Genomic DNA, 25,096 nt, shown 5'->3' on the forward strand with positions numbered 1-25,096 from the left:
GGCGGAGCATCGAGCGACGGCTGTGCGCGAGGATGGACTCATGAGAGCTGTGCGTTACGACGAGTTCCGTGACCGACCCGTTCTGGTCGACATGCCTGATCCCGTGTGCCCGCCGCGCGGCGCGGTCGTCGCGGTGCACGCGACCGGAGTGTGCCGCAGCGACTGGCACGCCTGGCAGGGCCATGACGACTCCGTCCAGCTGCCCCACGTCCCCGGGCACGAGTTCGCGGGCATCGTCGAGCAGGTCGGCGCGGACGTCACCGGCTTCGCGCCGGGGGACCGGGTCACGGCCCCCTTCATCCTCGCCTGCGGCCGCTGCGAGGAGTGCCTCGCCGGAGCACCCCAGGTCTGCCCGGGACAGCGCCAGCCCGGCTTCGACCTCCCCGGCTCCTGGGCGGAGAAGGTGCTGGTCATCGAAGCGGACCACAACCTCGTCACTCTGCCGGAAGAGATCGACATGGTCCGTGCGGCGGGGCTCGGCTGCCGCGTCGGCACCGCCTATCACGCGGTGCGCACGCAGGCGCGGGTCGCCGTCGGGGAGAAGGTCGCCGTGTTCGGCTGCGGCGGGCTCGGCCTCGCCTGCGTGATGGTCGCGCTCGCGGCAGGCGCCGACGTCATCGCGATCGACGTCTCCGACAGCGCCTTGGCGGCGGCGGCCGAGCTCGGCGCGACGCCTCTGGTCTCTGGCACGGACATCGTCGACCGCGTCCGCGAGGCGACGGGAGGCGGCGCCCACGTCACCCTCGACGCACTAGGGTCCGCGGGCACGGCCCGTGCCGCGATCGCGTCGCTGCGGCCGCGCGGTCGCCACGTCCAGGTGGGGCTCCTGCTGGGCGAGGACGCCGACCCCTCCCTGCCGATGGGTCAGGTGATCGGCCAGGAGCTGCAGATCCTGGGCAGCCACGGCCTGGCCGTCTCCGAGTACCGGGACCTGTTGGCCGATATCGCGAGCGGACGCCTCGACCTGAGAGCCGTCGTCGGCAGACTCCTCGCCGTCGAGGACCTGCCCGATGCGATGCTCGCCATGGACCATCCGCCCGCCACCGCAGGGATGACCGTCGCCCGGGTGCGCTGACCGCGACGCGGCGAGAGGAACCCCGCATCGCGCCGCGTGCGGGCCCGCTGCGGCTGGGGAGGTCCGCCGCCTGTGGAACGATTGGGCCCATGACCATCACTGCTGCTGCCGACGGCTCCGCCCTGGGCAATCCCGGCCCGGCCGGCTGGGCCTGGTACATCGACGAGAACACCTGGCGCGCGGGCGGCTGGCCCCATGGCACCAACAACATGGGCGAGCTCAAGGCGGTGCTCGACCTGCTCGAGGCCACCGCCGTCGACGCCGACCAGCACTTGCTGATCCTGTGTGACAGCCAGTACGTCATCAACTCCGTGACCAAGTGGATGCCGGGCTGGAAGCGCAAGGGCTGGCGCAAGAAGGACGGCAAGCCCGTCATGAACGTCGAGCTGCTGCAGGCCATCGACCGCGCCCTCGTCGACCGCAGCGTCGAGTTCGAATGGGTCAAGGGCCACTCCGGCCATGCGATGAACGAGGCCGCCGACGTGCGCGCCAACGCCGCCGCGACCGCCTACTCCAAGAAGCAGGATCCCCAGGTCGGCCCGGGATACCGGGGCGGCTCCGCAGGTTCCTCGGAGGCGGCGAACCCCCGCACGGCCCCGACCTTGGCTCCGGCGGCGCCCCCGACCTCGACCTCGGCGGGTCCGTCATCCACATCGGAGGCCGCCTCCACCGCCGATCGGCCCCTCGCGCCCCCGGAGGATGACCTCTTCAGCCTCTTCGGCCAGGACGCGGGCGACCCCGCCCCGGCCACCTGCAGCACCGCGGCGGAAGACACGGTGCTCACCGAGGACGCCCCCGGGGCCACCGACTTCGAGCAGATCACCGCCCGCGAGCTCGCCCTGCTCAGTGATGCGTTGCGCGCCGATGCCCCGAGCGCCGCCGAGCTGCTGCACGCGGACTTCACCGAGACCGGCTCCAGCGGACGCCGCTACGACCGCGACGAGATCCTCGCCCACCTCGCCCCGCTGCGCGGCGTCGACGCGTCCGAGTTCGTGGCCGACGAGATCGCCCCCGGTGTGGTGCTGTTGCAGTATTCGACCAGCTCGGCCGACGGCCTCGTGCACCGCAGCTCGCTGTGGGTGCAGGAGAAGGGGCGGTGGCTGCTGCGTCACCACCAGGGCACCCCGGCCGACAGGGCCTGATGTCCCTGGTCGCGGGCGGCGGATCGGTGCCGCTGAGCGACCGCGCGGGAGGCCCGGATCTCGCGCGGGGCCTCGCCCTGCTCGGGATCGCACTCGCCAACACCGTCGGCTGGCTGCACGGCTCGACCTGGACCGTTCTGCTCAAGCAGCAGGACGCCACCGTGCTGGATCGTGTGGTGGACGTGCTCCTCGCCCTGACCATCGACAACCGCGGCTTCCCGCTGTTCGCGATGCTGTTCGGCTACGGCATCGGGATCCTGCACCGCCGCTCCCGCGAACGGGGCGAGAGCGCGGGCCGCTTCATCCTGCGCATGCTGCGGCGCCACGTGGTGCTGCTCGCGATCGGACTGGCCCACGCGATCCTGCTGTTCAGCGGCGACATCATCGTGGCCTACGCGATGGTGGGCATGCTCTGCGCGGTGCTCGTGACACGGCACCGCGCCGTGATGCCCGTGGTCGCGATCGCCGCCCTTCCCGCGCTCGGCGTGTGGGGATGGGCCGACGGCACGATAGGTCTGTTCGGGGGCGACGGCTACGCCTCGGCCGCCGCACCCGACTACGTCACCGCTCTGCGCCTGCGCACCGAGCAGGCGGGGGCCGACGTCGCCACCGTCCTGATCGACGACATCGGTCTGCTCTCGCCGATGGCGATCGGGGTGATCGCCGCTCGGCTGCGGATGCTCGAGGAGGTCGTCGCGAACCGTGACCTGCTGGTCCCCATCGCCCGCTGGGGGCTCGGGATCGGACTGCTCGGAGCGGTGCCCCTGGCCGCAGTGCTCGCCCTCGACCCCGCTCACCGGGTCCTGGACGCGGTGCTCCTGCTCGGCTCCATCGGGGTGGTGCACCAGTACACGGGCCTGATCGGAGCCCTGGGCTTCGCCGCAGCGCTGGCACTGCTCGCCGAGCGGGTGCGTCGGCAGACCCAGTCGGCCGACGGGACCGTCGCCCCGCACGACGCATCCGGTCACGCAGCCGGTCACGCATCCGGTGGGGCCGCCCTCCGACGCGACGCGGCCGACGGGGGATCGGCCCCGAGGGTCGTCGTCGCGGCCGTGCGAGGGATCGAGGCGCTCGGCGCGGTCTCGCTGAGCGCCTACGTGGGCCAGTCGCTCGTGGCCCACGCCCTCTTCCCTCCGTACACCCTGGATCTGGGCGCGCGGCTCGGCAGCGCCGGTGCCGCGGCGCTCATGGTGGCGACCTGGCTGGTGATGATCCTGCTCGCGCAGGCCCTGCGCCGTCGCGGCCGGCGAGGCCCGCTCGAGGTCGTGCTGCGCCGTCTGGCAGGATCGAGCACATCGCGATCGCCGAGGACCGATCGATCCCCGCGCACCCTGCGCTCCCTAGGATCTCCGCGATCCTCGCCCTCCGCACGATCCTCGCGCTTCTCACCCTCCGCACGATCCTCTCGACCGGGAGCTCGTCCATGACCGTCTACGCCGATACGCCCAGGTGGCCGCGCCACGGCATGGTCTGGGGCCATCTGATCTCCGACACCTCGCTCGCCGAGCTGCACAGCACGGCGGCCCGGGCAGGGCTGCCCCCGCGCTCCTTCGACCTGGACCACTACGACTGGCCGGAGCGAGCTCGCCCCGGCCTCGAGGCGGCCGGAGTGCGCTTCATCGACGCCGGGGAACTCACGCGGATCCTCATCCGCTCCGGCCTGCGGGTCCGACTGCGCGACCGCGCAGGTGCCCGTGCTCGGCGCAGCGCGGACCACGCCGCGCAGCTGGGGCTCACTCCCGTGCCGAGGGACCTGATCGTGGGGCTGAGCGGCCATGTCGACCCGCTGCCCTCGGCGCAGGACGCTCTGCCCGGCGCATTCCGGATGACTCGTGACGATCCGTCGGCCCCGCCCCGGATCGAAGCGCACGACGAGGCGGGCCTGCGTGCCGCCGAGCAGCTGCTGGACCACCTGGACAACCTCTCCCGCGCGGCCGGGCAGGCGGGCTTCAGGGGGCAGGTGCTGGTGGACGGCAGCTGACCCGTCGAACTCCCCGAACGCGCCGAGCCCGTCGAACGCGCCGAACTCGTCGAGCCCGCCGGATCAGGTGGCCGGGCTCGAGGGCCCCGTCGGCGAGTCCGGGCTGGTCAGGGCGTGCAGCTGATCAGGCTCGACACGATGCTCCTCATCGACCTCGGCCCTCGGCAGCTCGACCCAGAAGGTGGACCCGCCGCCGGGGGTCTCGGTGACGCCGATGTCGCCGCGGTGCTGCTGGACGATGGTCGCCGCGATCGACAGGCCGAGACCCGCGCCGCCGCCCTGCGTCGCCGAGCGCGCCCGGGAGGCGTCGGTGCGGTAGAAGCGCTCGAAGACCTTCTCGCGCTGGTCGTCGTCGATGCCGGGACCGTGGTCACGGATCTCCACCCGCACGGTGCTCTCCGCGGTGTAGCCCACGGCGATCTCGACCGGGGAGCCCTTGGGGGTGTGGCGGTTCGCGTTGCCCACCAGGTTCAGGATCACCTGGCGCAGCGAGGCCTCATCGCCCAGCACGCCGATCGACAGGTGGGGCTGCACCGAGACCGGGGTCCCGGAGAGCGAGACCACCATGACCTGGCGGTCCGGGTCCAGGGCCCGCAGGTCCTGAGCGGCGTCGAAGAGGGCATCGGTGAGATCCACCGGCTCGAGGGCCAGATCGGGGTTCTCGTCCAGGCGTGCCAGGCGCAGCAGGTTCTCCACCAGCGACCCCATCCGTCGGGCCTCGTCCTCGATGCGACGCATCGCCGAGGCGACGTCCTCGTCGGTCCCCAGCGCACCCATCCGATACAGCTCGCCGAAACCGCGGATCGCGGCCAGGGGAGTGCGCAGCTCATGGGAGGCGTCGCCCACGAAGCGCCGCATCCTCGCCTCGGAGCGCGTCGCATGCTCCTCGGACGCGGACTGCGCGGCGAAGGACTGCTCGATGCGCACCAGCATCTCGTTCAGCGACAGCGCGAGGGCATGCACTTCCAGGCTGGTGTACGTGACCGGCACACGGCGGGAGAGGTCACCGCCGGCGATCTGGGAGGCCGTGGCCTCGACATCCTGCAGGGGCTCGAGGGAGCGGTGGGTCATGTAGCCGCCCAGGCCCATGCCCATGAGCACCACGAGAGTCCCGACCAGGACGATGACCAGCGCCATCTCGTGCATCGTGCGATCCACCCCGGCCAGGGGGAGGGCGACGTACACGCTGCCGCCGTCCGGGCCGGTGTTGACCATCGCGACCACACGCCACCGGCTCTCGGAGGAGTCCAGGATCGTGAAGGGCTTGCCCCCGCGCGCGATGATCTGGTCATCGGACAGGTCCGGGAAGGTCAGCTCGGTGGTCGCGTTGACGTCGTGGTGGATGATCTGGTCGCTGTCGTCGCGGATCTCGACCGCGTACTCCACCGGGGTGTACGCGGTCGAGGCCGTCGTGTCGCTGTCGTCGGCCAGCTGGTGCTGCGCGAGCGTGAGCATCTCGCCGGTGCTCGCGTACAGGTTGTTGTCGACCGACTCGATCAGCGTGCGGTTGAGCAGGAAGAGCGAGAGGCTTCCGGTGATGACGACGCCGACGACCAGCAGCAGGGAGATGAGCGCGACGATCCGGGTCCACAGGGACACGGGCCGTTCTGTGCGCAGGGTCGGCAGCGCCAAATCGTCAGTGGCTCTCGGCGGCGCGCAGCACGTAGCCGATGCCGCGCTTGGTGTGGATCATCGGCTCGCCGATCACGTCGATCTTGCGGCGCAGGTAGGAGATGTAGGACTCCACGATGCCGACCTCACCGGACCAGTCGTAGTCCCACACGTGGTCCAGGATCTGGGTCTTGGAGACCACGCGACCGGCGTTGAGCATGAGGTAGCGCAGCAGCTTGAACTCGGTGGGGGACAGCTCGATCGTCACGTCGGCGCGGTAGACCTCGTGGGAGTCCTCGTCCAGGCGCAGATCGCCCACCACGAGGGAGCTGTCCACCGCGGCGTCGTGGCCGCCGTGGGTGCGGCGCAGCACGGCCCGGATCCGGGCGACGACCTCTTCCAGGCTGAAGGGCTTGGTGACGTAGTCGTCGCCGCCGACGGTGAGACCGGCGACCTTGTCCTGGGTCTCGTCGCGCGCGGTGAGGAACAGGATCGGGTACTGCTCGCCGCGATCGCGCAGACGACGGGTCACGGTGAAGCCGTCCATGTCCGGGAGCATTACGTCGAGCACCACGAGGTCGGGCTGATGCTCGGTGGCCTCGCGGATCGCCTCGTTGCCGGTCGAGGCCGTGAAGACCTCGAAACCGGCGAAGCGCAGCGAGGTCGCGAGGAGGTCACGGATGTTCGGCTCGTCGTCGACGACGAGCAAGCGGGCCTCGAATTCCTGATCTGCAGTCGTGTTCATGGTGCCACCGTGCTCCTCGCGAGTGGGAATCGGCTGAACGTCGGCTGTAAGCGTTCAGCGCGCGGCGCGCTGGATCTTCTCCTGCTGCTTGCGCATCTTGCGGATGGTCCAGCTCATCTGCGCCATCCGCACCGAGCCCACGAGCGCCATGACCAGAGCGCCGGCAATCGCCGCCAGGAGCATCGCGACCCCGAGAGGCAGATCGAACGTCGCGGAGAAGTACTCGAAGCTCGCCTTCTGGCTGTTCTGGATCACGAAGATCAGCAGCAGCACCAGCACGATCGCACCGAGGATCAGGGAGATCCATAGCATGGCCGTGCGTCCGCCGCTCTTGGGGGCCTCGGCGGGCGGGGTGGGGGGGGAGTCCTTGCGGCGCGTGCCCGCGGGCTCCTGGCCCGTGGGTGCGGTGGCGTCGGCGGGGCGCTCGGCGGTGGTGCCGGCGCCACGGGGCGCCGGCTCGGGAGCGCGCCCGGGAGCGGGGGACTCCGGCGGGAGGGGCGCGTCCTGCGGGGTGCGGGCGGCCTCGGGGCGGGTGGAGTCGTCAGAAGGCTGTGTCATCAGAGGTGCTCTCCTCAGGAGGAAGTGATGTGCGCACCACTGTAGGGCGTGGAGGCCCGGGATGACTCGGGGCGCGCTGCTCAGCCTGCGTCGGCCGCGGCGCCGAGCTGGTCGGCGTCCAGGATCGTGTAGGCGTAGCCCTGCTCGGCCAGGAAGCGCTGGCGGTGGGCGGCGAAGTCCTGGTCCTGGGTGTCGCGCATGACGACCGTGTAGAAGTGTGCGGAGCGCCCGTCGGCCTTCGGACGCAGCAGCCGTCCCAGCCTCTGCGCCTCCTCCTGACGGGAGCCGAATGCGCCGCTGACCTGTACGGCGACCGACGCCTCGGGGAGGTCGATCGAGAAGTTCGCGACCTTGGAGACCACCAGGCGCGTGATCGTCCCGCTGCGGAAGGCGTCGAACAGCTCCTGCCGGCGGCGCACCGGGGTCTGGCCGGTGATGAGATCCGCGTCCAGATGCGCTGCGAGCTCCTCGAGCTGGTCGATGTACTGGCCGATCACGAGCATCGGCTCGCCCGGGTGGCGCTCCGCGATCCTCTCGACCACGTCGAGCTTCGCAGGATGTGCGGCGCCGAGCCGGTGACGATCGGTGGCCTCGGCCATGGCGTAGGTCATGCGATCTGCGGAGGGCATCGCCACCCGGATCTCGGTGCAGACCGCTGGCGCGATGTAGCCCTGCGTCTCGATGTCCTTCCAGGGGGCGTCGTAGCGCTTCGGGCCGATCAGGGAGAAGACCTCGCCCTCGCGGCCGTCCTCGCGCACGAGCGTCGCGGTCAGGCCCAGGCGTCGCCGCGCCTGCAGATCCGCTGTCATGCGGAAGACGGGCGCGGGCAGCAGATGCACCTCGTCGTACACGATCAGGCCCCAGTCGCGGGCGCTCATCAGCTCCAGGTGCGGATGGACGCCCTTCCTCTTCATGGTGAGGACCTGGTAGGTCGCGATCGTGACCGGTCGGATCTCCTTGGTGGCGCCGGAGTACTCGCCGATCTCGTCCTCGGTGAGGGAGGTGCGGCGCAGCAGCTCGCTCTTCCACTGCCGGGCCGAGACCGTGGAGGTCACCAGGATCAAGGTGGTGCGCTGCATCGCGGCCATCGCGCCGGCGCCCACGAGGGTCTTGCCGGCCCCGCAGGGCAGCACGACCACGCCGCTGCCGCCGTGGCGGAAGCCGTCCACCGCCTCCTGCTGATAGGGGCGCAGGGACCAGTCGTCCTCGCGCAGCGAGATGGCGTGGGCCTCGCCGTCGACATAGCCGGCCTGGTCCTCGGCCGGCCAGCCGAGCTTGAGCAGCGCCTGCTTCAGCGCGCCGCGCTCCGAGGGGTGCACGATGACCGTCGCCTCGTCGATCCGGGCGCCGAGCATGCCCTGGATGCGCTTGGCGCGGGAGACCTCTTCGAGCACGGCCGTGTCCAGGGCGTGCAGCACGAGACCGTGGGTGGGATGGGACTGCAGCTGCAGACGCCCGTAGCGGTCCATCGTGTCCGCGACGTCGATGAGCAGCGAGTGGGGGACCGGGTAGCGCGAGTTGTCCACGAGGGCGGCGACCACGGATTCGGCGTCGTAGCCGGCGGCGCGCGCGTTCCACAGTCCCAGATCGGTGATGCGATAGGTGTGGACGTGCTCGGGGGCGCGTTCGAGCTCGGCGAAGGCGGCGATCGAGGCGCGTGCGGCCTGCGCCTGCGGATGCCCCACCTCGAGCAGGAGGGACTTGTCGCTCTGGACGATGAGGGAACCGTCGGTCATCCCCTCAGGCTACGCGCGCAGCGGGAACAGCAGAGGGGCCGACGGGGTGAGTCGGGACTCTCCCCATCGGCCCCTCGCGCGAGGGTCGGCGCGGCTCAGACGCGCGCGGGCTCGGGCAGCGCGCGTCCGCTCAGCCGCTCGTACATGCCGAGCTGGAGCAGGACGGCGAAGGGGACCAGGGCGATGACCGTGATCACGAGCATGCTGGCGACCGAGGTGATCACGGTGAGCACGAGATACGTGACGATCGTGGTGCCGAGGTTGTTCTTCGCGAGCGTGAAGCTCTCCTTGATCGCGGCACCCGGGGACGCGCCGCGCACTGCGGCCGGGATCGCGAACATGAGCATGACGGTGGCGATGAGCCCGGGGATGTAGAGCAGGATCGTGCCGACCACGATGATCACTCCCACGAGCAGCGCCGTGAGGAAGATGCGCATCGGGCCCGCCATCGCCTGGCCGATGCTCGGGCGTCCGCCGTCGAGGATCAGTCCTCCGGCGCGCGCGGAGCCCGTCTGCCAGAGCAGCGTGACCGGAACGGTCAGGAGGGCGCCGACCAGGACGATGCCGTAGAAGGTGAGGATCGCGCCCAGGTCCGCGGTGTCGGAGGGCGCGGTCTGCTCGAGCTGCGGGATCATGACGACGAAGCCCACACCCATCGCGGCGGCGATCAGCACGAACGCCACGACGCTGTAGATCAGCCCGGCGATGAGGAAGGCGACCGGGTTGCGCAGCAGAGCGTTGCCGGCGAACTGGAGCGCTCCGCCCAGATCGGCGCCCAGGTCAGATCCCGGAGCGGGGCCGGAGACGGGGCCACCGGCCGCCGGGGCCGGGGCCTGGCCCCAGGGGGCGTTCGCGTTCGGAGCGGACCCAGGGGCCGCAGGCTGACCGGGTCCGTGCGGCGCCGGCTCCTGGGCCGACGGCTGACCCCATCCGCCCTGTGAGGGTGCCTGCGGGGCGGGCTGGCCCCACCCGTCCTGCGAGGGGTCCTGGGCCGACGGCTGCCCGGCCGGTCCGGTGCCGGGTGACGGCTGGGCGAAGGGATCGTGCGGGGGAAGACTCATCATGTGGCTCTCTCTCGCGGTCGGGACGCCGGTGGAAGGGGAAGGTCGCCCCTGCTGGACGCGTTCACGGTACCGCGCCGGCGCTGCTCGTCGCAGTCGACGTAGGTCGGAGAGTCCACCTCCGCACGTCGAGGGTGATCGAGCGTGCTCACGGCGGCTCCGGCCGTGGGGAACACGACTCGCAGAACGTGACTCCTGAGGCAAGCGCTGGCACGCTCGGCCGCCCGCGCCCGCAGGTCACTAGAATGGGGCCTGATGGACCGGGCCCGCCGTCCGCCGAGCGTCTCGGCGCTGCGCCCCGGCCCGGCTCGACAGTCACCTGATCTGAGGAGAACCCATGGCTAGCTTTGCTCCGTCCCCCGCTGATGTCGCCGACATCGGTGTCACCGGAATGGCGGTGATGGGCTCCAACCTGGCCCGCAACTTCGCCCGCAACGGCTTCAAGGTCGCGATCCACAACCGCAGCGTCGGCAAGACCGAGAAGGTCATCGCCGATCACGGAGCCGACGGCGAGTTCTACCCGTCGGAGTCCATGGCAGATTTCGTCGCCTCGCTGCAGAAGCCGCGCGTCGCGATCATCATGGTCAAGGCGGGCAAGCCCACCGACGCCGTGATCGACGAGCTGGCCGGTCTGATGGACGAGGGCGACATCATCGTCGACGCGGGCAACGCCCTGTTCGGCGACACCCGTCGTCGCGAGGCCGCGCTGCGCGAGAAGGGCCTGCACTTCGTGGGCTCCGGCGTCTCCGGCGGTGAGGAGGGCGCCCTGAACGGCCCCTCGATCATGCCCGGCGGCACCAAGGAGTCCTACGACCGGCTCGGCCCCATGTTCGAGAAGATCTCCGCCCACGTCGACGGCGATCCCTGCTGCACCCACGTCGGTGCCGACGGCGCCGGCCACTTCGTGAAGATGGTCCACAACGGCATCGAGTACGCCGACATGCAGGTCATCTCCGAGGCCTACGACCTCATGTCCAAGGCGCTCGGCAAGAACGCCGGCGAGATCGGCGACGTGTTCGCCGAGTGGAACAAGGGCGACCTGGAGTCCTTCCTCATCGAGATCACCGCTGAGGTGCTCCACCACACCGACGTCGAGACCGGCAAGCCGTTCGTCGACGTCATCCTCGACCGCGCGGCCCAGAAGGGCACCGGAGCCTGGACCGTGCAGACGGCCCTGGACCTCGGCGTCCCGGTCACGGGCATCGCCGAGGCCACCTTCGCCCGCTCGGTCTCCGGCTCCACGCCGCAGCGCGAGGCCGGCCGCAAGGTGCTGCCCGCCGAGGCGCAGTCCCTCGAGATCGCCGACGGGGCCCAGTTCATCGACGACCTGCAGAAGGCGCTCTACGCCGCGAAGCTGGTCTCGTACTCGCAGGGCTTCGACGAGATCGCCGCGGGCGCCGAGGAGTACGACTGGGACATCGATCTCGGGGCGATGGCCCGGATCTGGCGCGGAGGCTGCATCATCCGCGCCCGCTTCCTGAACCGCATCACCGAGGCCTACGAGCGCGACGCGAAGCTGCCGCTGCTGCTGAGCGACGAGTACTTCACCACCGAGATCGCCAAGTGCATCCCGGCATGGCGTCGCGTGGTGGCCTTCGCCGCCGCGAGCGGGTACCCGGTGCCGGTGTTCTCCTCGACCCTGTCGTACTACGACGCGGTGCGCGCCGAGCGCCTGCCCGCCGCCCTGGTCCAGGCCCAGCGCGACTACTTCGGTGCGCACACCTACCAGCGCGTCGACGCCGAGGGCACCTTCCACGTGGAGTGGTCCGAGGATCGTCGCGAGACCAAGCAGGACTGATCCTTGCGGGAGGATGCGTCGCACTGCGGCGCGTCCTCCCGGCCTCCTGGATGACGAAAGGCCCGGACCGCGAGGTCCGGGCCTTTCGTCGTGGAGCGTCGACGCGGAGAGGCGCCGACTCGTGCTCAGTACGTCTCGTAGGAGCCGGAGTTGGCGACCACGGAGGCGACGAAGACGAAGTAGAGGATGATGCCGATGATCCACAGCACCAGGAAGATCACGTACGCGATCCAGCCCCACTTGTAGTACTTGTTCGCGGTCTCGAGATCGGTATCGGCCTTCACCAGGCCGAGGATCGCGAGGATCAGCGTGACGATGTTGCCCAGGCACAGCACGGAGACGACCAGCTGGACGATCCACTTGGTCTTGCTGACGGGAGCGCCGCCGGCGGGTGCGGCAGCGGCGAAGTTCGGGTCGGTCATGGTGGTGGTCCCTTCGAGGTTCCTGCGGGTCGGTGACTGATCTGGCTGTCGGCCTCGGCGCAGGGGGTGACCTGCGCTACGGCGGAGACATCATAACCTTGGGAGCCCGCTGAGAAGCGATGGGGAGCACTCCCCATCCTTCATCGGGGGACGTGCCGGCGGGAGCAGCCTGGATCAGCCCAGGGTCACCCGGTGCACGAGCACCGTGAACTCCTCGTCGCTCCCGGCCTCCCGTGCCCGCAGCCGCCCGCCCTCGAGGGAGAGGGGACGCGCGCGCTTCACGACCACGCCGCCGCGGCCGTCCACGATGCCGAGCGGGATCTCCGCCTCCTGCGCGATCGCCTCGAGCAGCCGGTCGGTGACGGAGAGATCGACGGCGCCGTCCTCGGCGGCGCGGATCCTGGTCACTGCCTGGGCGGGCGGAAGCGCCAGCTCAGGGCCGCCGACGGTGACGAGATCGGGATCGACCGGGCCACCGGGCAGCGAATGGGAGACCTCGGGCCCGACGGTGCGCCCGTCCGGCCCCACGGCCTGGGGCGCGAGACCCGCCTGGCGGGAGATCTGCAGGGCGAAGCCCGGATCCGAGAGCGTCACCGCGACCGTGGGGGCCAGGCGGTGCAGGGAGAGCGCAGAGGCCTCGGGCGCGACCTGGAGCAGGTCCAGGACCTCGGCCTCGGCGGTCAGCACGGTGGTCGCCCGGGAGACCTGGACGCGGCCGTGGCGGCGCTGCTCATCGCGCAGCAGATAGGTGAGGCCCTGCGGGATCGGGGAGCGCGACGTCTCCTCGAGCAGGAGCAGGAGCGCCTCCGCATCGCGCCCGCTGCCCAGCGCCCGGCGCACGGACGCCGTGGTCAGACGCAGGGTCAAGGCGCCTCCGCGGGAGACCACCTCGCCCCAGTCCAGCAGGGGCAGAAGCCGCTCGGCGGGCCGGCCGGGGATCACGACGGTGAGGTCGGCGTCCAGCAGCACCTCCTCGACCGGTGGGGGCGCGGCCTCGCGCAGGGCCCCGGCCAGGCGGGCATCGGCCTGGGTGACGTCCTCGTCCAGAGCGAGCACGAGCTCCTGGCCGAGGCCCGTCAGGGCGCCGCCGTGGAGCACTCCGAGAGCCGCGCCCTCGGTGAGCAGGGCGGACGACTCCTCCTCGATGACGTCGGCGGGGACGAGCGGGAAGGCCCATGCCAGGCAGAGGGAGAGCGACCGGGTGGTGGCGTCGATGCCCGGGCTGGTGCGCAGGGTGCGCAGCAGGCTGCCGCGCCGCGTGCGCACCCCATCGCGCCGGGTGAGGTCCGACAGCAGCGATCGCCCGGTGCCGGTGGCGTCGGGCGTGCCGACGACGGCGGCGAGGTGATGGCCCAGCGCCCAGGCCAGCACCAGCTCGGCCCAGCGCTCCTCGGCGCCCTGGACCCGGTGCGCGTCCCAGTCGCGGGTCGGGTGCCATTCCTGCCCGTCGTGGCCGATCAGGCCGGCCTGCCAGGCGGACTGCAGCACGGTCGCGTAGGCCGGGACGGAGACCCCCGCACGATCAGCGAGGCGCCGCAGGTCGCGCTGGGGGAGGCCGCCCCTGCGCAGCACGCCGGGGGGATCGTCGTCGAAGCTCCGCACGGTGCCCAGCAGACGCAGCGACTCGAAGGCCCGCTCGACGGCCTGGGCGGTGCGGGAGCCGGGGATCCGTTCGGAGAGCTCGGTGCCTTCGGGGGAGGGGCGCTGCGCGGCGAACCCGCGCCGCACCCGACCACCGCGCAGGGCGAGGTGCACGGTCCGGGGGATCCGCAGCCCGCCGTCGCCGTCGGCCACCACGATGCCCGCCTCCCGGAGCGCGGTGGCCAGGCGTCCGTGCCCCTCGACGACGGCAGGCCCCCAGGTGAGAGCGTCGAGTGCCTCGGCCATGGTCTCCCGGGCGGTGCTGACCCGCCGCTCCGCCTGCTCGGGAGCGGGATCGTCGGGCGAGGAGGGGGCGAGGCCGGCGGGGGCGCGGAGGCTCTCGCGCAGCGGGCGGACCAGGTGCAGCTCGTCCTCTCCCCACACGATCGCGAGCGTGGTGAGACGCTCGAGGGAGGGACCGATGGTCGCGGGGTCCGAGGAGACGGAGGCGGCGAGCGCCGCAGGCGAGGCGCCGTCCTCGAGCACGGCGAGCGACTCCACCAGATGCAGCTCGGGCAGCGTGAGCGCGTGCAGAGCCCGACGGGCGGACGTGGCGCCGGCGGCGCGGGCCGCGAGGGGGCCGAGTCCCTTGGGAAGGGGCGAGACGAGATCCGGTCGGGCGACGAGCAGGGCCTCCAGCCGGTCGTCGCCGAACCGTCGCAGGGAGTCCGCGAGGGACCGGATCACAGCGGTCATGATGGGATCCAGCATAGAGTGGGCGCGCCGGACGAGGGACCACGGGTCATGCCCGGGCGGCACCTTCCCGGCATGCCCCTATAGCCCAATCGGCAGAGGCGGCCGCCTTAAAAGCGGCGCAGTGCGGGTTCGAGTCCCGCTGGGGGCACGGATGCGAGGACGGCGGCATCTCGGCCACAATGGGGGCATGACCACCTCCTCCGCCTCCGACCAGCTCATCGCCCGCCTCGACGACGTGCTCTCGCGGATCGACGCCGCCGCGGAGCGCGCGGGCCGCGACAGCAGCGAGATCACCCTGCTGCTGGCCACCAAGACCCGCACCCCGCAGGAGATCGCCGTCGTCGTGGACCTGCTCCGGCAGCGGAACCGCACGATCGCGGTGGGGGAGAACCGGGCCCAGGAGATCGCCAAGCACGCGGACCCGCTGCTGGCGGGCAACGAGGTGCCGCGCCACTTCATCGGCCGTCTGCAGACCAACAAGGCTCGCGACGTGGTCGCTTTCGCGGAGCTGATCCACAGTGTGGATCGCGGGGACATCGCCGACGCCCTCGAGCGCCGTGCCGCGAACGCCAGCCTTGTCCGGGACGTGCTCATCCAGGTCAACACCTCCGGTGAGGAGTCCAAGGGCGGGTACGCGCCCACCCCGGAGGCCGTCGGCCCGATCCTCGAGCGGCTCCGGGCGAGCGAGAACCTGCGTCCGGTGGGACTCATGACCATCGGCGCGAACACCAGCGATGCCGACGAGGTGCGCGCCTCGCTGCGCGGTCTGCGCGCGCTGCGCGACCAGGCGCGCGAGCGTTTCGGTGCGCCGGAGCTCACGCAGCTGTCGATGGGGATGAGCGGCGATCTCGAGATCGCGGTCGAGGAGGGCGCGACCATCGTGCGGGTGGGGTCGGCGATCTTCGGCGCGCGCGCCTGACGCCGTCGCGGCGTCTCAGCCGGGGCCGACGAGCGCCTGCGGGATCCCGTACTCGTGCTCGAGCACCTCGCAGGCGGCGCCCACGGCGATGAGGTCGGTGCCGCGGGTGGAGAGCATGACCTCGACGTGCACCCAGGGCTCGGCGCGCAGGCCCACGGCGAGTGCGTCCCGGATCGCATCCATGGACGCGGAGTGGTGCGTGTAGACGGTGCGTCCGCCGAGGACCACGCGATCCACGTCCACCAGCCGCACCAGGTTCACCACGATGGTGGCGAGGATCCTCGCGGCGAGCTCCTCGTCCCCGGCCTCCAGTGCAGCCTGGTACTCGGCCTGTGCGCAGCCGTGTCGGCCGCAGCTGCAGGGCACCCCGTCCATCCGCACCACGGTGTGCCCGGCCTCGCCGGCGTGGGAATGCGCCCCGCGCACGATGTTCCCGTCCAGGCAGAGGCTTGCGCCGATCCCGTCCTCGACCAGCACCAGGGCCGCGTCGTCGAGCAGTCCGGGCTGGGACCAGGTCTCTCCCACGAGGGCGGCACGGGAGTCGTGGTCCAGCAGCACGGGCAGGCCCAGCTCCTCGAGCAGCAGCTGCCGGATCGAGGCGCCCCGCCACGGATCCGGCTGCGCGGTGCCGCGGTAGACGCCCTCGCCCCAGTCCACCGGCCCCGGCATCCCCACCCCGGCGCCGAGCAGCTCCCCGCTGCCCACCTCGGCGAGTGCGCGAGCCTCGAGAGCGAGGGTCTCGATCAGCTCGGGGACCGGCTGCAGGCGCCCGATCTCGAGCTCGCGGCGTTCGAGGATCTCACCAGTCAGGTCCACCACCACGCCCCGCACGCGGGAGCGGGTGAGGTGCAGGCCGATCGCCCGGCGCGAGGAGGGCACGATCCGGTAGAGCGTGGTCGGCTTGCCGGGGCCCGAGACGATCGTGCCGGCCTCGGTCATCACACCGCGGCCGATCAGGCGGCCGAGGATCTTGGAGATCGCCTGCGGGGTGACCTGGAGGGCCCGGGCCAGATCGGCTCGTGAGACCGAGTCGCCCCGCCGAGCGACGGCGAGCACCGCGGCGTCATGCGCCCCGGCGACGCGGTCCAGAGGAGTTGTCGGTCTCACAGCGCCCATCCTCGCACGAGCGCCTGCCCCGAGCCGGGCCGGCGGGCGAGGACCGCTCCGGTGTGCCCGACCTGCCCGGGACCAGGCCCGATGGGCGCAGCAGAACCGCTCGGCGGGCACCCGGAGCAGATGTGATCCGGATCAGCCTCCCGACCCTCTTGACGTAACGCAACAGCGTTGGCTTACTCTGGACCCCGGGTCGATGGAGCCCGTCCGTGAACACCCGCTTTCGGAAGCCCGAGGAACCTCTATGACCGCCATCGACGACATCCGCACCGTCCCGCCCGACGCCCCGCGCTCGGAGCCGGAGCTGACCCCCGCGCGCCGCCGTCTCGCCCTGCTCGCGATCGCCCTGGGCGGCTTCGGCATCGGAGCCTCCGAGTTCGTGACCATGGGTCTGCTGCCCGGCCTCGCGCACGGCCTGCTGGGCGACCAGATGGCCACCGACCCCGAGGGCGGCATCGCCCGGGCCGGCATCGCGATCTCCGCCTACGCTCTCGGCGTCGTGGTCGGCGCCCCGATCCTGGCCGTGCTCTCCGTGCGCTGGAGCCGGTCCTCGATGATCGTGGCCCTTGCCGCAGCGCTCGCCGTCGGGACGATCCTCTCGGCGGTCATGCCCACCTTCGAGCTCACCGTCGCGGCTCGCTTCCTCGCCGGCATCCCGCACGGCGCCTACTTCGGCGTCGCCTCGCTGCTCGCCGCCTCCCTCATGGGTCCCGGCAACCAGGGCAAGGGCGTCGCCCTCGCGCTGTCGGGCCTCACCGTCGCGAACCTGATCGGCGTGCCCGTGCTGACGGCGGTCGGCCAGTTCGCCGGGTGGCGAGCCGTCTACCTGCTGATCACGCTGATCTTCCTGGTCACCGTGGTCGCCCTCTACCGCACCGTGCCCCACCAGGCGAAGCCCGTCGGCCGGCGCATGGTCGAGGAGGTCGTCGCGCTCAAGCGCCTCCAGCTGTGGATCATCATGGGCATCGCCGCGGTGGGCTTCGCCGGCGGGTTCGCCGTGTTCAGCTACGTCGCCGACATCACCACCAACGTCACCGGTGCCCCGGCCGCCGCGGTCCCGTGGGTGCTCGCGGCCGCCGGCCTCGGGATGACCGTCGGGAACCTCATCGGCGGCGCCGCCACCGACCGCTCCCTGGAGCGCACCCTGATGATCGGCTTCCCGCTGTACATCGCGGCGCTGGTGGGCCTGTTCCTGGTCGCTCACGTCTCCCTGGTCGCGCTGCTGATCGGCTTCTTCCTGGTCAACGCGGCCAACTCGTCGCTGAACCCCGCGATGCAGACCTGGCTGATCCGGGTGGCGCACCGCTCCGAGGTGCTCGGCGCCTCCCTGAACCACGCCGCCTTCAACGTCGCCAACGCGCTCGGCGCCGCCCTCGGCGGTGCGGTGATCGCCGCCGGCTTCGGCTTCGAGGCGCCGATGGCGGTCTCGATCGTGCTGGCGAGCGTCGGCTTCGTCATGGTCGTCACCACCCTGGTGGCGCTGCGCGTGCGTGCCCGCCGCACCCTCGAGGTGCTCAGCCGTCACGAGGACACCATGACGGGCTCCATCCCCGCGGTCGAGGCCCGCGAAGAGGTCTCCGTCGGCGTCTGAGCGCGCACCCGACCCGACGAGCGCCCCGGGCCCCGCTCCGGGGCGCTCCGCCTTCTCCGAGTCAGCACCGACCCTGCTGGGACCTGCGCGTCCTGCCGGGTCGGTGCTGTCACACTCGGTCATCCGGTGCTCCTGGTCACCGCCCGACGTGCCTACTGTGGACGTGGCGCCCGACGCGTGGCGCCCGGGCCGACCGGCACCCGGGGCCCGTCCCGACGTGAGACCTGTGGAGGGCCCCGTGCACATCCAGACCGCCGCCGTGCAGACGCTCCGGCACCATGAGTTCGGTGCCGTCGTCCCGCCGGTCCACCTCGCCTCGACGTACGAGCTCGACCCCGGCAGCGAGGACGGCGCCTACGCCTACCAGCGCGGCTCCAACCCCACCCGGGCGCAGCTCGAAACGGTCCTGGCCACGCTCGACGGTGCCGCCCACGGCTTCGCGTTCGCCTCGGGCATGGCCGCCACCGCCGCCTCGCTGTCCACCCTCGAGGTGGGCGACGAGGTGCTGTTGCCGGCGAGCGTCTACGGCGGCACCTACCGCTTCGTGGACCAGGTGCTTCCCGGGCGCGGCGTCACCGGACGCTTCGTCGACGATCTCGGCGCACTGACCGATGAGGACTTCACCCCCGCCACCAGGGCGGTCTTCATGGAGACCCCCGCGAACCCGACGCTGCGGATCACCGACCTGCGCCGCCTCACCGAGCTCGCTCATCGCCACGGGGCGATCGTGATCGTCGACAACACCTTCATGACCCCGGTGCTGCAGCGCCCGCTCGAGCTGGGGGCGGACGTCGTCGTGCAGTCCGCCACCAAGTACCTCGCGGGCCACTCCGATCTCCTGGCCGGGGCCATCACCACCGATGACGAGAGGCTGGCGGAGGCCTTCGCCCTCGCGCAGAAGGCGCAGGGCGGCGTGCTCTCCCCGGGAGACTCCTTCCGTCTGATCCAGGGGATCAAGACACTCCCGCTGCGCCTGGAGCGCCAGCAGGAGAACGCGCGAGCGATCGTGGAGCACCTCCGCGCCCATGACGACATCGCCACGGTCCGGTACCCGGGCTCGCACAGCGAGGAGGAGGCGAGGATCCACGCCTCCCAGGCCACCGGCAGCGGTGCGGTGCTCTCCTTCGAGCTCGCTCCCGGCCTGGATCGGGTCGCCTTCGTGCGGGCCCTGCGCTATCCGGGCTATGCGGTCAGCCTCGGAGGCGTCGAGTCGCTGATCTGCCGCCCCGCCACGATGACCCACGAGGCCATGACCCCGACAGCGCGCGAGAACGCCGGCATCTCGGACGAGCTGCTGCGACTGGCGGTGGGCATCGAGGACATCGGCGATCTGCTCGAGGACCTCGACCAGGCGCTCCGCGCCGCGCACTGAACGCGGGCTTCTCGCTGAGAGCGGAGTCCGCTTCCAGGTCCGGCACGGGAATCGTCGATACAGTAGAGGGGTCGGCGCGCCGGGGAGCTCTTTACGTGGTCCCCGACGTCGGCCCACCAACTCTTGTGAGGAGCGCCATGGCACGCCACAACATCGTGTTCGGCCGCGACCAGGCTGTGCAGGGGCAGAATTACACCGCCCCCCAGTTCGGCCAGTCGCAGGGCGGACAGTCCCAGGGGACCCAATGGTCCTCGGGCTTCGACCAGCAGAGCCCCGACAACCTCGAGGCCATGTATGCCCGTCCGTCCGCGGGCGGCCACGACACCGGCCGGATGACCCTGCGTGACGCGTTGAACGCGATCACCGCGACGCTCGGCCTGATCGTCGTCGTCGGCTTCGCCGTCGGCGTGCTGCCGACGGTCCTGGGCCTGGTGGCCGGTGAACAGGGCGCAAGCGCCGGGATGATGCTGGCGCAGGTCTCCCTCGTGGTCGGCCTCATCGGCGGCCTCGTCACGGCCCTCGTGAACATCTTCAAGAAGCAGCCCTCGCCGATCCTCGTGCTCGCCTATGCGGCGTTCGAGGGTCTGCTCCTGGGCGGGTTCAGCGCCGTGCTGGGCGCGGCGTTCCCGGGCATCGCCCTGCAAGCGGTCTTCGGCACCCTCGCCGTGGCCGGCACCGTGCTGGTGCTGTTCCGCATGGGCGTCCTGCGCAGCTCCCCGAAGCTCACCAAGATCTTCATGGTCGCGATGGTCGCCTACCTGCTGTTCGGCGTGGTGAACATCGTCTACATCTTCGCGTCCGGCGGCAGCCTGCGTGAGGGCGTCTTCGGGCTGGTCATCGGCGGCCTCGCCGTGGTGATGGCCTCCTACTCGCTGGTCCTGGACTTCGAGGACGTGCAGCGGGCCTCGAACGCGGGTGTGCCCCGCGTCTACGCCTGGCGCTGCGCCTTCGGCATCGCCGCCACCATGGTGTGGCTGTACATCGAGATCCTGCGGATCCTCTCGATCCTCCGCGGTGACTGATATCGACCGCAGTTGATCGGCAGCGAACGCGACCGGCACGGCCGCGCGGTGTCCGATCGGTATGCTTGCACGGCGGGCCCCGTCCTCGGGGCCCGCCGTGACGTATCTGGTCGAACGCAGGGCGAATCGGCCGGGAGGACCATCCCGCAGAGAGGAGCTCCCCGTGGCCGAGCTCTGGCAATGGATCCAGGACCACGGCGTGGTCGTGGTGACCTACGTCTATCTCGGTCTGGACGTGCTCCTGCGACTCGTCGGCCTGGTGGTGGTTCCCCGGAACCGTCGCCCCGGGTCGGCCCTCGCCTGGTTGATGGCGATCATGGTCCTCCCGCTGGTCGGCTTCCCGCTCTACCTGCTCCTGGGCAAGGCCGAGCTGCCCCGCAAGCGTCGTGAGAAGCAGAAGGTCATCAACCGTCTGATGCACGTGCGGGCGCAGGACCTCCCCGACAGCGAGCTCGACGAGGATTCGCCCAGCTGGCTGCAGTCCGCCGTGAGCCTGAACCGGGAGCTCGGCGCGTTTCCGCTGACCGGCAACAACTCGGCCGATCTCGAGATCGACTACGACACCTCGATCGCCCGCATGACGGCGGACATCCGCGCCGCGACCCGCGAGGTGCACGTGCTGTTCTTCGCCATGGCGCTGGACGAGGTCACGCAGGACTTCTTCGATGCCCTCGCCGAGGCGGCCGACCGCGGCGTGACCGTGCGTGTGCTGTACGACCACTGGGGTTCCCTGAGCCACGGGTCCGTCTACCGGGCGATGCGCCGTCATCTCGACGCCCACGGCATCGAGCACTACCCGATGATGCCGATCAAGCCCTTCCGCGACGGCGCCTTCCAGCGACCCGATCTGCGCAATCACCGCAAGCTGCTGATCCTCGACGGTCAGATCGGGTGGATGGGCAGCCAGAACCTCATCGCCGCCCACTACGACAAGAAGTCCAACATCCGGCGCGGCCTGCACTGGCAGGAGACCATGGCCAGGTTCCGCGGGCCGATCGTCTCGGAGATGAACCTGCTGTTCGCGACGGACTGGTACTACGAGTCCGCGGAGATGCTCACCGAGGACGACCTGGTCCAGGCGCCGACGGACACCTCGGGCAGCTACGAATGCCAGCTGGTGCCCAGCGGGCCCGGCTTCGTGTTCGAGAACAACCTCGCGCTGTTCAATCAGCTCTTCTACTCCGCGAGCCGACGGATCATCGCCGTCAGCCCGTACTTCGTTCCCGAGGAGTCGATGCTCGCCGCACTCGTCACCGCCGCGCGGCGCGGGGTCGAGGTCGAGCTGTTCGTCTCGGAGATCGGCGACCAGTTCCTGGTCTTCCACGCCCAGCGCTCCTACTACGCGGCGCTGCTCGAGGCGGGCGTCAGGATCTGGCTCTACCGCGCGCCGACGATCCTGCATGCCAAGCACGTCACGATCGACGACGCCGTGACGGTGATCGGCTCCTCGAACATGGACATCCGCTCGTTCCTGCTGGACATGGAGAGTTCGATGATGATCGGCGGCACCGACTTCATGGAGAAAATGCACCACGTCGAGGACGTCTACCGCTCCCGCAGCCGGGAGCTGACGCTCGAGGAGTGGGAGCAGCGGCCGGTGCCGATGCGACTGCTGGACAACCTCTGTCGGCTCGCGTCGGCGGTCGTCTGAGTCCGGTCAGCTTCCCAGCCCCGTGAGGGATTCATAGGCCTCCTCGTCCGCCTCCTCATGCTCGGTGACGCCCACGGCGTGCTCCAGGACCAGGGCGCTGGGGCCCTCGTCCGCCTCGAGCACGACCACCAGGATCGCGGTGGCATCGGTCCGCTCGAGGGTGTCGTGGCCGAAGTTCACGACCGCCGTGGTCTCGTAGCCGGGCATCCCCGCGACCGTCACCGGCTTGGTGACCTCGTCGTCCCAGGTGCGCTCGGTCGCCTTGCCGCCCCAGCTGCCGTCGGTGAAGAGGCACTTGGCGATCCGCTGAGAAGCAGCCTCGTTGCCGGGATAGTCGATGCCGGGTTGCCACTGGACCAGGCCGACGGTGGCCGAGGAGTACCAGTTCTTCTCGACCTCGCCGCGGGCGATCTGGGTGTCGTTGAGGAAGGAGGCAGGGCCGGTGGACCCACGGCCGCTGTACTCCGCGGGCGGGATGAACTGCAGCCCGCCGCCGCGCAGCTTCCCGGACGGGTTCGTGGAGGTCCGCTCGTACTCGGGGGAGTAGCAGCGCTGCTCGACCACCTCCGTGGGCTCGGGGGAGGCGCTCCCGGTCGCCGAGGCGGCCGAGCTGTGCGCGGTGGTGGTCTGCTCACCGGCACCCCCCAGTCCGGACGGACGCAGCACGAGATAGGCGACGGTGGCGCCGACGATCAGGAGGAAGACCAGCGCGAAGGAGAGCACGCCGACCAGCAGCGGGCCACCTCGACCGCCGCCGGGGGTCGGCGGCGGGGTGCCGGTGTGCTGCGGTCCGGTGTGCACGGGATGCTCCTTCGTCGATGCCCTGTCCGGGGCAACGTCACTCGACGACCTCGAGGCTGTCGATGATGTCCTCGAGCTCCTGGACGTGTTCGGGCTGGTCGGCCGCGACGTCGCTGGCCAGGGCGCTCGGCCCGTCCGGCCCCTCGACCACGACGGCGGTCACCACCGACGAGTCCGTCGTCGAGAGCACCGCCGGGTCCTCGAAATGATAGGTGGCCTGCACGATCCATGCAGGACTGCCGTCCACGGTGAAGGCCTCGGACCGGTAGTCCGTCACCTCGGGATGGTCACCGAAGTAGGCGACGACCCCGGAGGTGGTCGCGTAGCACTGGAAGATCGAGACGGCGGCGGATTCCATGCCCGGATAGCCGCCCTCCTCCTCGGGCCAGACCACGCGACCGAGGTTCACGACGCTGTACCAGCTGCCCTCGACGTTCCGGCCCTGTGCGTCGACCTCTGTCATGTACGGCAGCGCACCGGACCCCCAGGCGAACTTCCAGGTGGGAGGAATCGTGTACTGCAGGTCCCCGCCGCGGATGGTGCCGGGATCGGCTCGCTGGGCGGGGGAGGGCTCGGGGACGGTGCAGTCCGTGGTGGGCTTCTCCGTGAAGATCGGCGGCGGCGGGGCGATGTCGGGATCCTCGGGGTTCGGCACGTACTCCGAATGGCCCTCTCCGGTGCGATCAGCCGTGTCGTACGCCTCGGGATCCTGGTCCAGGACCGAGCGGAACACCGTCTGCGAGAGGACCAGGGCCAGCACGGCGAGGAGCACCACGCCGGAGCCGACGATCGAGAGCACGGTGGCCAGGGTGCGTCGGCGCGAGCGCGGGCTGGGATCGCTCAGGTCGGGGACGTGCTGCTGCCCCTCGTGGTCCGGGAGCGCGTCCGGCTCGGCGCCGGTGAAGTCGGGCAGGCCCGAGCCCGCGGACCGCAGATCGTCGCCGTGCGGATTCTCAGTCATCGTCACCTCCCCGGCGCAGCCGGTCCCATGCCCCGATCCGGGCCCCTTGCCCCGGGCGATTCTCGCACGGACCACCCGTTCGGTGCCCTGACCGGACAGTGGTCGGTCTCTCGGCGATCCCCGCGCGGCCGAGGCCAGATGCGATTGGTACTCTCCGGGCACACGGCCGACGGAGCCCCCTGCCCGCCCCGGCCCCGATGGATGGAGTCTGCATGCGCCCACCCCTGGTCCTCACGATCGCCGCCTCGGACTCCGACGGTGCCTCCGGTCTCCAGTCGGATCTGAAGACGTTCACGGCTCTCGGAGCGTACGGCGCGAGCGCTGCGACCATGATCTGCGCCGTGAACACGCAGGGTCTGCGCGGGATCCACTACCTCCCCGGGGACGTGGTGCGCGGCCAGATCGATGCGGTCGCCACGGATCTGCTGCTGGATGCCACGAAGATCGGTGCCCTGGGCAGCGCCGCTGTCGTGGAGGCGGTCGCCGCAGCGGTGCGCGAGCACCGGGACCGGCTGGGGAGGCTCCTCCTCGACCCGGTGATGGTGGGCAGCGACGGGTCCGCGCTGATCTCCGCCGAGGGCGCCCGCGCGCTGCGCGACTCCCTCGTGCCTCTGGTGGACCTGCTCACCCCGAACATGGCCGAGGCCGCGCAGCTGCTGGGCAGGCCGATCGCGACCTCGCTGGACGAGATGCGCGAGCAGGCGCTGGCCCTCCAGGCCCTCGGGCCGCAGGCCGTGCTGGTCACCGGCGGGCGCCTCGAGCACGATGACGCCGTCGATGTGCTGGTGCATCCCGGTGGCACCGACCTGCTGCGCGCCGATCGCGTCCCCGGTCGGCGCGTGCGTGGTGCGGGGTCCACGCTCTCCGCCGCGATCGCCGCGCAGCTCGCCCGCATCGAGGAGTACGACCGGGCCGGGGAGCTCGAGGAGATCGGCGAGGCCGGCACCGACGACGACCTGGTGACGATCGTGGCCTCGGCCCGTGAGTTCCTGGCCAGCGCGATCGAGAACGCCGGCGACTGGTCGATCTCCCGCAGCGACTCCGGCTACAGCACGCTGAACCACCTGATCACGCTCGACAAGGACTGATCGGGCGGGACGCACGGAGCGGCTCGGACCCGGACGGTCCCGGCGAGCCCGGCGAGCCCGGCGAGCCCGGCGAGCCCGGCAAGCGCGGCGAACCCGGCGATCCGGCGAGTGC

At 71.2% G+C, this 25,096-nt stretch carries 21 protein-coding genes and 1 tRNA gene; 12 read left to right on the forward strand and 10 right to left on the reverse strand.

All coding sequences use genetic code 11. From position 1 onward, the window contains the following. The first annotated feature begins 40 nt into the window (after nucleotides 1-40). The 4 genes from CIK71_RS03885 (at nucleotide 41) to CIK71_RS03900 (ending at nucleotide 4,198) form a co-directional block, all read left to right on the forward strand. Nucleotides 41-1,075, forward strand: a complete 1,035-nt coding sequence (locus CIK71_RS03885) for an alcohol dehydrogenase catalytic domain-containing protein (protein WP_096163866.1) — start codon at nucleotides 41-43, stop codon at nucleotides 1,073-1,075. An 89-nt stretch (nucleotides 1,076-1,164) separates the two neighbouring features. Continuing rightward, a complete protein-coding gene (locus CIK71_RS03890) occupies nucleotides 1,165-2,217 on the forward strand; it encodes a ribonuclease HI family protein (protein ID WP_096163867.1) in 1,053 nt (350 codons plus the stop codon). Next, nucleotides 2,172-3,644, forward strand: coding sequence for a DUF418 domain-containing protein (locus CIK71_RS03895; protein ID WP_241964033.1), 1,473 nt, complete (start codon nucleotides 2,172-2,174; stop codon nucleotides 3,642-3,644). The genes CIK71_RS03890 and CIK71_RS03895 overlap by 46 nt, the downstream gene beginning before the upstream one ends. Continuing rightward, complete coding sequence (locus CIK71_RS03900) at nucleotides 3,641-4,198, forward strand: DUF4031 domain-containing protein (protein WP_096163869.1); 558 nt, start codon at nucleotides 3,641-3,643, stop codon at nucleotides 4,196-4,198. The genes CIK71_RS03895 and CIK71_RS03900 overlap by 4 nt, the downstream gene beginning before the upstream one ends. Nucleotides 4,199-4,261: 63 nt before the next feature. Here CIK71_RS03900 and CIK71_RS03905 read toward each other — a convergent pair whose 3' ends face one another. The 5 genes from CIK71_RS03905 to CIK71_RS03925 form a co-directional block, all read right to left on the reverse strand. Further along, entirely contained in the window at nucleotides 4,262-5,830 is a 1,569-nt protein-coding gene (locus CIK71_RS03905) for a sensor histidine kinase (RefSeq protein WP_096163870.1), read from the reverse strand. Nucleotides 5,831-5,834: 4 nt separating this feature from the next. Next, the gene (locus CIK71_RS03910) at nucleotides 5,835-6,554 is read right to left on the reverse strand and encodes a response regulator transcription factor (RefSeq protein WP_096163871.1); all 720 of its coding nucleotides are present in this window, start codon (nucleotides 6,552-6,554) and stop codon (nucleotides 5,835-5,837) included. 54 nt (nucleotides 6,555-6,608) lie between these two features. Then, nucleotides 6,609-7,112 (reverse strand): LapA family protein, encoded by a 504-nt coding sequence (locus CIK71_RS03915; RefSeq protein ID WP_096163872.1) that lies wholly within the window; start codon nucleotides 7,110-7,112, stop codon nucleotides 6,609-6,611. An 80-nt stretch (nucleotides 7,113-7,192) separates the two neighbouring features. Further along, entirely contained in the window at nucleotides 7,193-8,848 is a 1,656-nt protein-coding gene (locus CIK71_RS03920; RefSeq protein ID WP_096163873.1) for a DNA repair helicase XPB, read from the reverse strand. Nucleotides 8,849-8,943: 95 nt separating this feature from the next. After that, entirely contained in the window at nucleotides 8,944-9,912 is a 969-nt protein-coding gene (locus CIK71_RS03925; protein ID WP_245857280.1) for a hypothetical protein, read from the reverse strand. 334 nt (nucleotides 9,913-10,246) lie between these two features. Here CIK71_RS03925 and gndA point away from each other — a divergent pair, with 334 nt between their 5' ends. Continuing rightward, on the forward strand, nucleotides 10,247-11,707 hold the full coding sequence (gndA, locus tag CIK71_RS03930) for an NADP-dependent phosphogluconate dehydrogenase (RefSeq protein ID WP_096163874.1): 1,461 nt from the start codon (nucleotides 10,247-10,249) through the stop codon (nucleotides 11,705-11,707). 125 nt (nucleotides 11,708-11,832) lie between these two features. Here the strand turns inward: gndA and CIK71_RS03935 are convergent, their stop codons facing one another. Continuing rightward, on the reverse strand, nucleotides 11,833-12,129 hold the full coding sequence (locus CIK71_RS03935; RefSeq protein ID WP_096163875.1) for a hypothetical protein: 297 nt from the start codon (nucleotides 12,127-12,129) through the stop codon (nucleotides 11,833-11,835). A gap of 174 nt (nucleotides 12,130-12,303) precedes the next feature. Further along, nucleotides 12,304-14,466, reverse strand: coding sequence for a helicase-associated domain-containing protein (locus CIK71_RS03940; RefSeq protein ID WP_096164222.1), 2,163 nt, complete (start codon nucleotides 14,464-14,466; stop codon nucleotides 12,304-12,306). Between the two features lie 74 nt (nucleotides 14,467-14,540). Between CIK71_RS03940 and CIK71_RS03945 the strand changes: the two genes are divergently transcribed. Both CIK71_RS03945 and CIK71_RS03950 read left to right on the forward strand, forming a co-directional pair. After that, a tRNA-Leu gene (locus CIK71_RS03945) sits at nucleotides 14,541-14,614 on the forward strand. Nucleotides 14,615-14,653: 39 nt separating this feature from the next. Further along, nucleotides 14,654-15,385, forward strand: a complete 732-nt coding sequence (locus CIK71_RS03950; RefSeq protein ID WP_096163876.1) for a YggS family pyridoxal phosphate-dependent enzyme — start codon at nucleotides 14,654-14,656, stop codon at nucleotides 15,383-15,385. A gap of 15 nt (nucleotides 15,386-15,400) precedes the next feature. Here the strand turns inward: CIK71_RS03950 and CIK71_RS03955 are convergent, their stop codons facing one another. Beyond that, nucleotides 15,401-16,501, reverse strand: coding sequence for an ROK family transcriptional regulator (locus CIK71_RS03955; protein ID WP_096163877.1), 1,101 nt, complete (start codon nucleotides 16,499-16,501; stop codon nucleotides 15,401-15,403). Nucleotides 16,502-16,742: 241 nt separating this feature from the next. On the opposite strand from CIK71_RS03955, the gene CIK71_RS03960 reads away from it, so the two are divergent. The 4 genes from CIK71_RS03960 (at nucleotide 16,743) to cls (ending at nucleotide 22,134) form a co-directional block, all read left to right on the forward strand. Next, nucleotides 16,743-18,089: an MFS transporter gene (locus tag CIK71_RS03960; protein ID WP_096163878.1), complete on the forward strand. Its 1,347-nt coding sequence runs from the start codon at nucleotides 16,743-16,745 to the stop codon at nucleotides 18,087-18,089. Nucleotides 18,090-18,327: 238 nt separating this feature from the next. Continuing rightward, on the forward strand, nucleotides 18,328-19,461 hold the full coding sequence (locus CIK71_RS03965) for a trans-sulfuration enzyme family protein (protein WP_096163879.1): 1,134 nt from the start codon (nucleotides 18,328-18,330) through the stop codon (nucleotides 19,459-19,461). Nucleotides 19,462-19,598: 137 nt separating this feature from the next. Then, nucleotides 19,599-20,483, forward strand: coding sequence for a Bax inhibitor-1/YccA family protein (locus tag CIK71_RS03970; protein ID WP_096163880.1), 885 nt, complete (start codon nucleotides 19,599-19,601; stop codon nucleotides 20,481-20,483). A gap of 163 nt (nucleotides 20,484-20,646) precedes the next feature. Further along, nucleotides 20,647-22,134, forward strand: a complete 1,488-nt coding sequence (cls, locus tag CIK71_RS03975; RefSeq protein ID WP_096163881.1) for a cardiolipin synthase — start codon at nucleotides 20,647-20,649, stop codon at nucleotides 22,132-22,134. Between the two features lie 6 nt (nucleotides 22,135-22,140). Here the strand turns inward: cls and CIK71_RS03980 are convergent, their stop codons facing one another. Further along, entirely contained in the window at nucleotides 22,141-22,935 is a 795-nt protein-coding gene (locus tag CIK71_RS03980) for a hypothetical protein (RefSeq protein WP_096163882.1), read from the reverse strand. 37 nt (nucleotides 22,936-22,972) lie between these two features. Then, on the reverse strand, nucleotides 22,973-23,896 hold the full coding sequence (locus CIK71_RS03985) for a hypothetical protein (protein WP_096163883.1): 924 nt from the start codon (nucleotides 23,894-23,896) through the stop codon (nucleotides 22,973-22,975). A 212-nt stretch (nucleotides 23,897-24,108) separates the two neighbouring features. On the opposite strand from CIK71_RS03985, the gene thiD reads away from it, so the two are divergent. After that, complete coding sequence (thiD, locus tag CIK71_RS03990; RefSeq protein ID WP_096163884.1) at nucleotides 24,109-24,984, forward strand: bifunctional hydroxymethylpyrimidine kinase/phosphomethylpyrimidine kinase; 876 nt, start codon at nucleotides 24,109-24,111, stop codon at nucleotides 24,982-24,984. Nucleotides 24,985-25,096: the final 112 nt, after the last annotated feature.

It is taken from the genome of Brachybacterium alimentarium (assembly GCF_002332425.1).
Classification (GTDB): Bacteria; Actinomycetota; Actinomycetes; order Actinomycetales; family Dermabacteraceae; genus Brachybacterium; species Brachybacterium alimentarium.

Bases quoted from the DNA above. Each gene is read 5' to 3' on its own strand.
- CIK71_RS03935 (WP_096163875.1), bottom strand. From the start codon at position 12,129: ATGACCGACCCGAACTTCGCCGCTGCCGCACCCGCCGGCGGCGCTCCC.
- CIK71_RS03955 (WP_096163877.1), bottom strand. From the start codon at position 16,501: ATGGGCGCTGTGAGACCGACAACTCCTCTGGACCGCGTCGCCGGGGCG.
- CIK71_RS03890 (WP_096163867.1), top strand. From the start codon at position 1,165: ATGACCATCACTGCTGCTGCCGACGGCTCCGCCCTGGGCAATCCCGGC.
- thiD (WP_096163884.1), top strand. From the start codon at position 24,109: ATGCGCCCACCCCTGGTCCTCACGATCGCCGCCTCGGACTCCGACGGT.
- CIK71_RS03915 (WP_096163872.1), bottom strand. From the start codon at position 7,112: ATGACACAGCCTTCTGACGACTCCACCCGCCCCGAGGCCGCCCGCACC.
- gndA (WP_096163874.1), top strand. From the start codon at position 10,247: ATGGCTAGCTTTGCTCCGTCCCCCGCTGATGTCGCCGACATCGGTGTC.
- CIK71_RS03970 (WP_096163880.1), top strand. From the start codon at position 19,599: ATGGCACGCCACAACATCGTGTTCGGCCGCGACCAGGCTGTGCAGGGG.
- CIK71_RS03910 (WP_096163871.1), bottom strand. From the start codon at position 6,554: ATGAACACGACTGCAGATCAGGAATTCGAGGCCCGCTTGCTCGTCGTC.
- CIK71_RS03985 (WP_096163883.1), bottom strand. From the start codon at position 23,896: ATGACTGAGAATCCGCACGGCGACGATCTGCGGTCCGCGGGCTCGGGC.
- CIK71_RS03925 (WP_245857280.1), bottom strand. From the start codon at position 9,912: ATGATGAGTCTTCCCCCGCACGATCCCTTCGCCCAGCCGTCACCCGGC.
- CIK71_RS03940 (WP_096164222.1), bottom strand. From the start codon at position 14,466: ATGACCGCTGTGATCCGGTCCCTCGCGGACTCCCTGCGACGGTTCGGC.
- CIK71_RS03885 (WP_096163866.1), top strand. From the start codon at position 41: ATGAGAGCTGTGCGTTACGACGAGTTCCGTGACCGACCCGTTCTGGTC.
- CIK71_RS03900 (WP_096163869.1), top strand. From the start codon at position 3,641: ATGACCGTCTACGCCGATACGCCCAGGTGGCCGCGCCACGGCATGGTC.
- CIK71_RS03960 (WP_096163878.1), top strand. From the start codon at position 16,743: ATGACCGCCATCGACGACATCCGCACCGTCCCGCCCGACGCCCCGCGC.
- CIK71_RS03950 (WP_096163876.1), top strand. From the start codon at position 14,654: ATGACCACCTCCTCCGCCTCCGACCAGCTCATCGCCCGCCTCGACGAC.
- CIK71_RS03920 (WP_096163873.1), bottom strand. From the start codon at position 8,848: ATGACCGACGGTTCCCTCATCGTCCAGAGCGACAAGTCCCTCCTGCTC.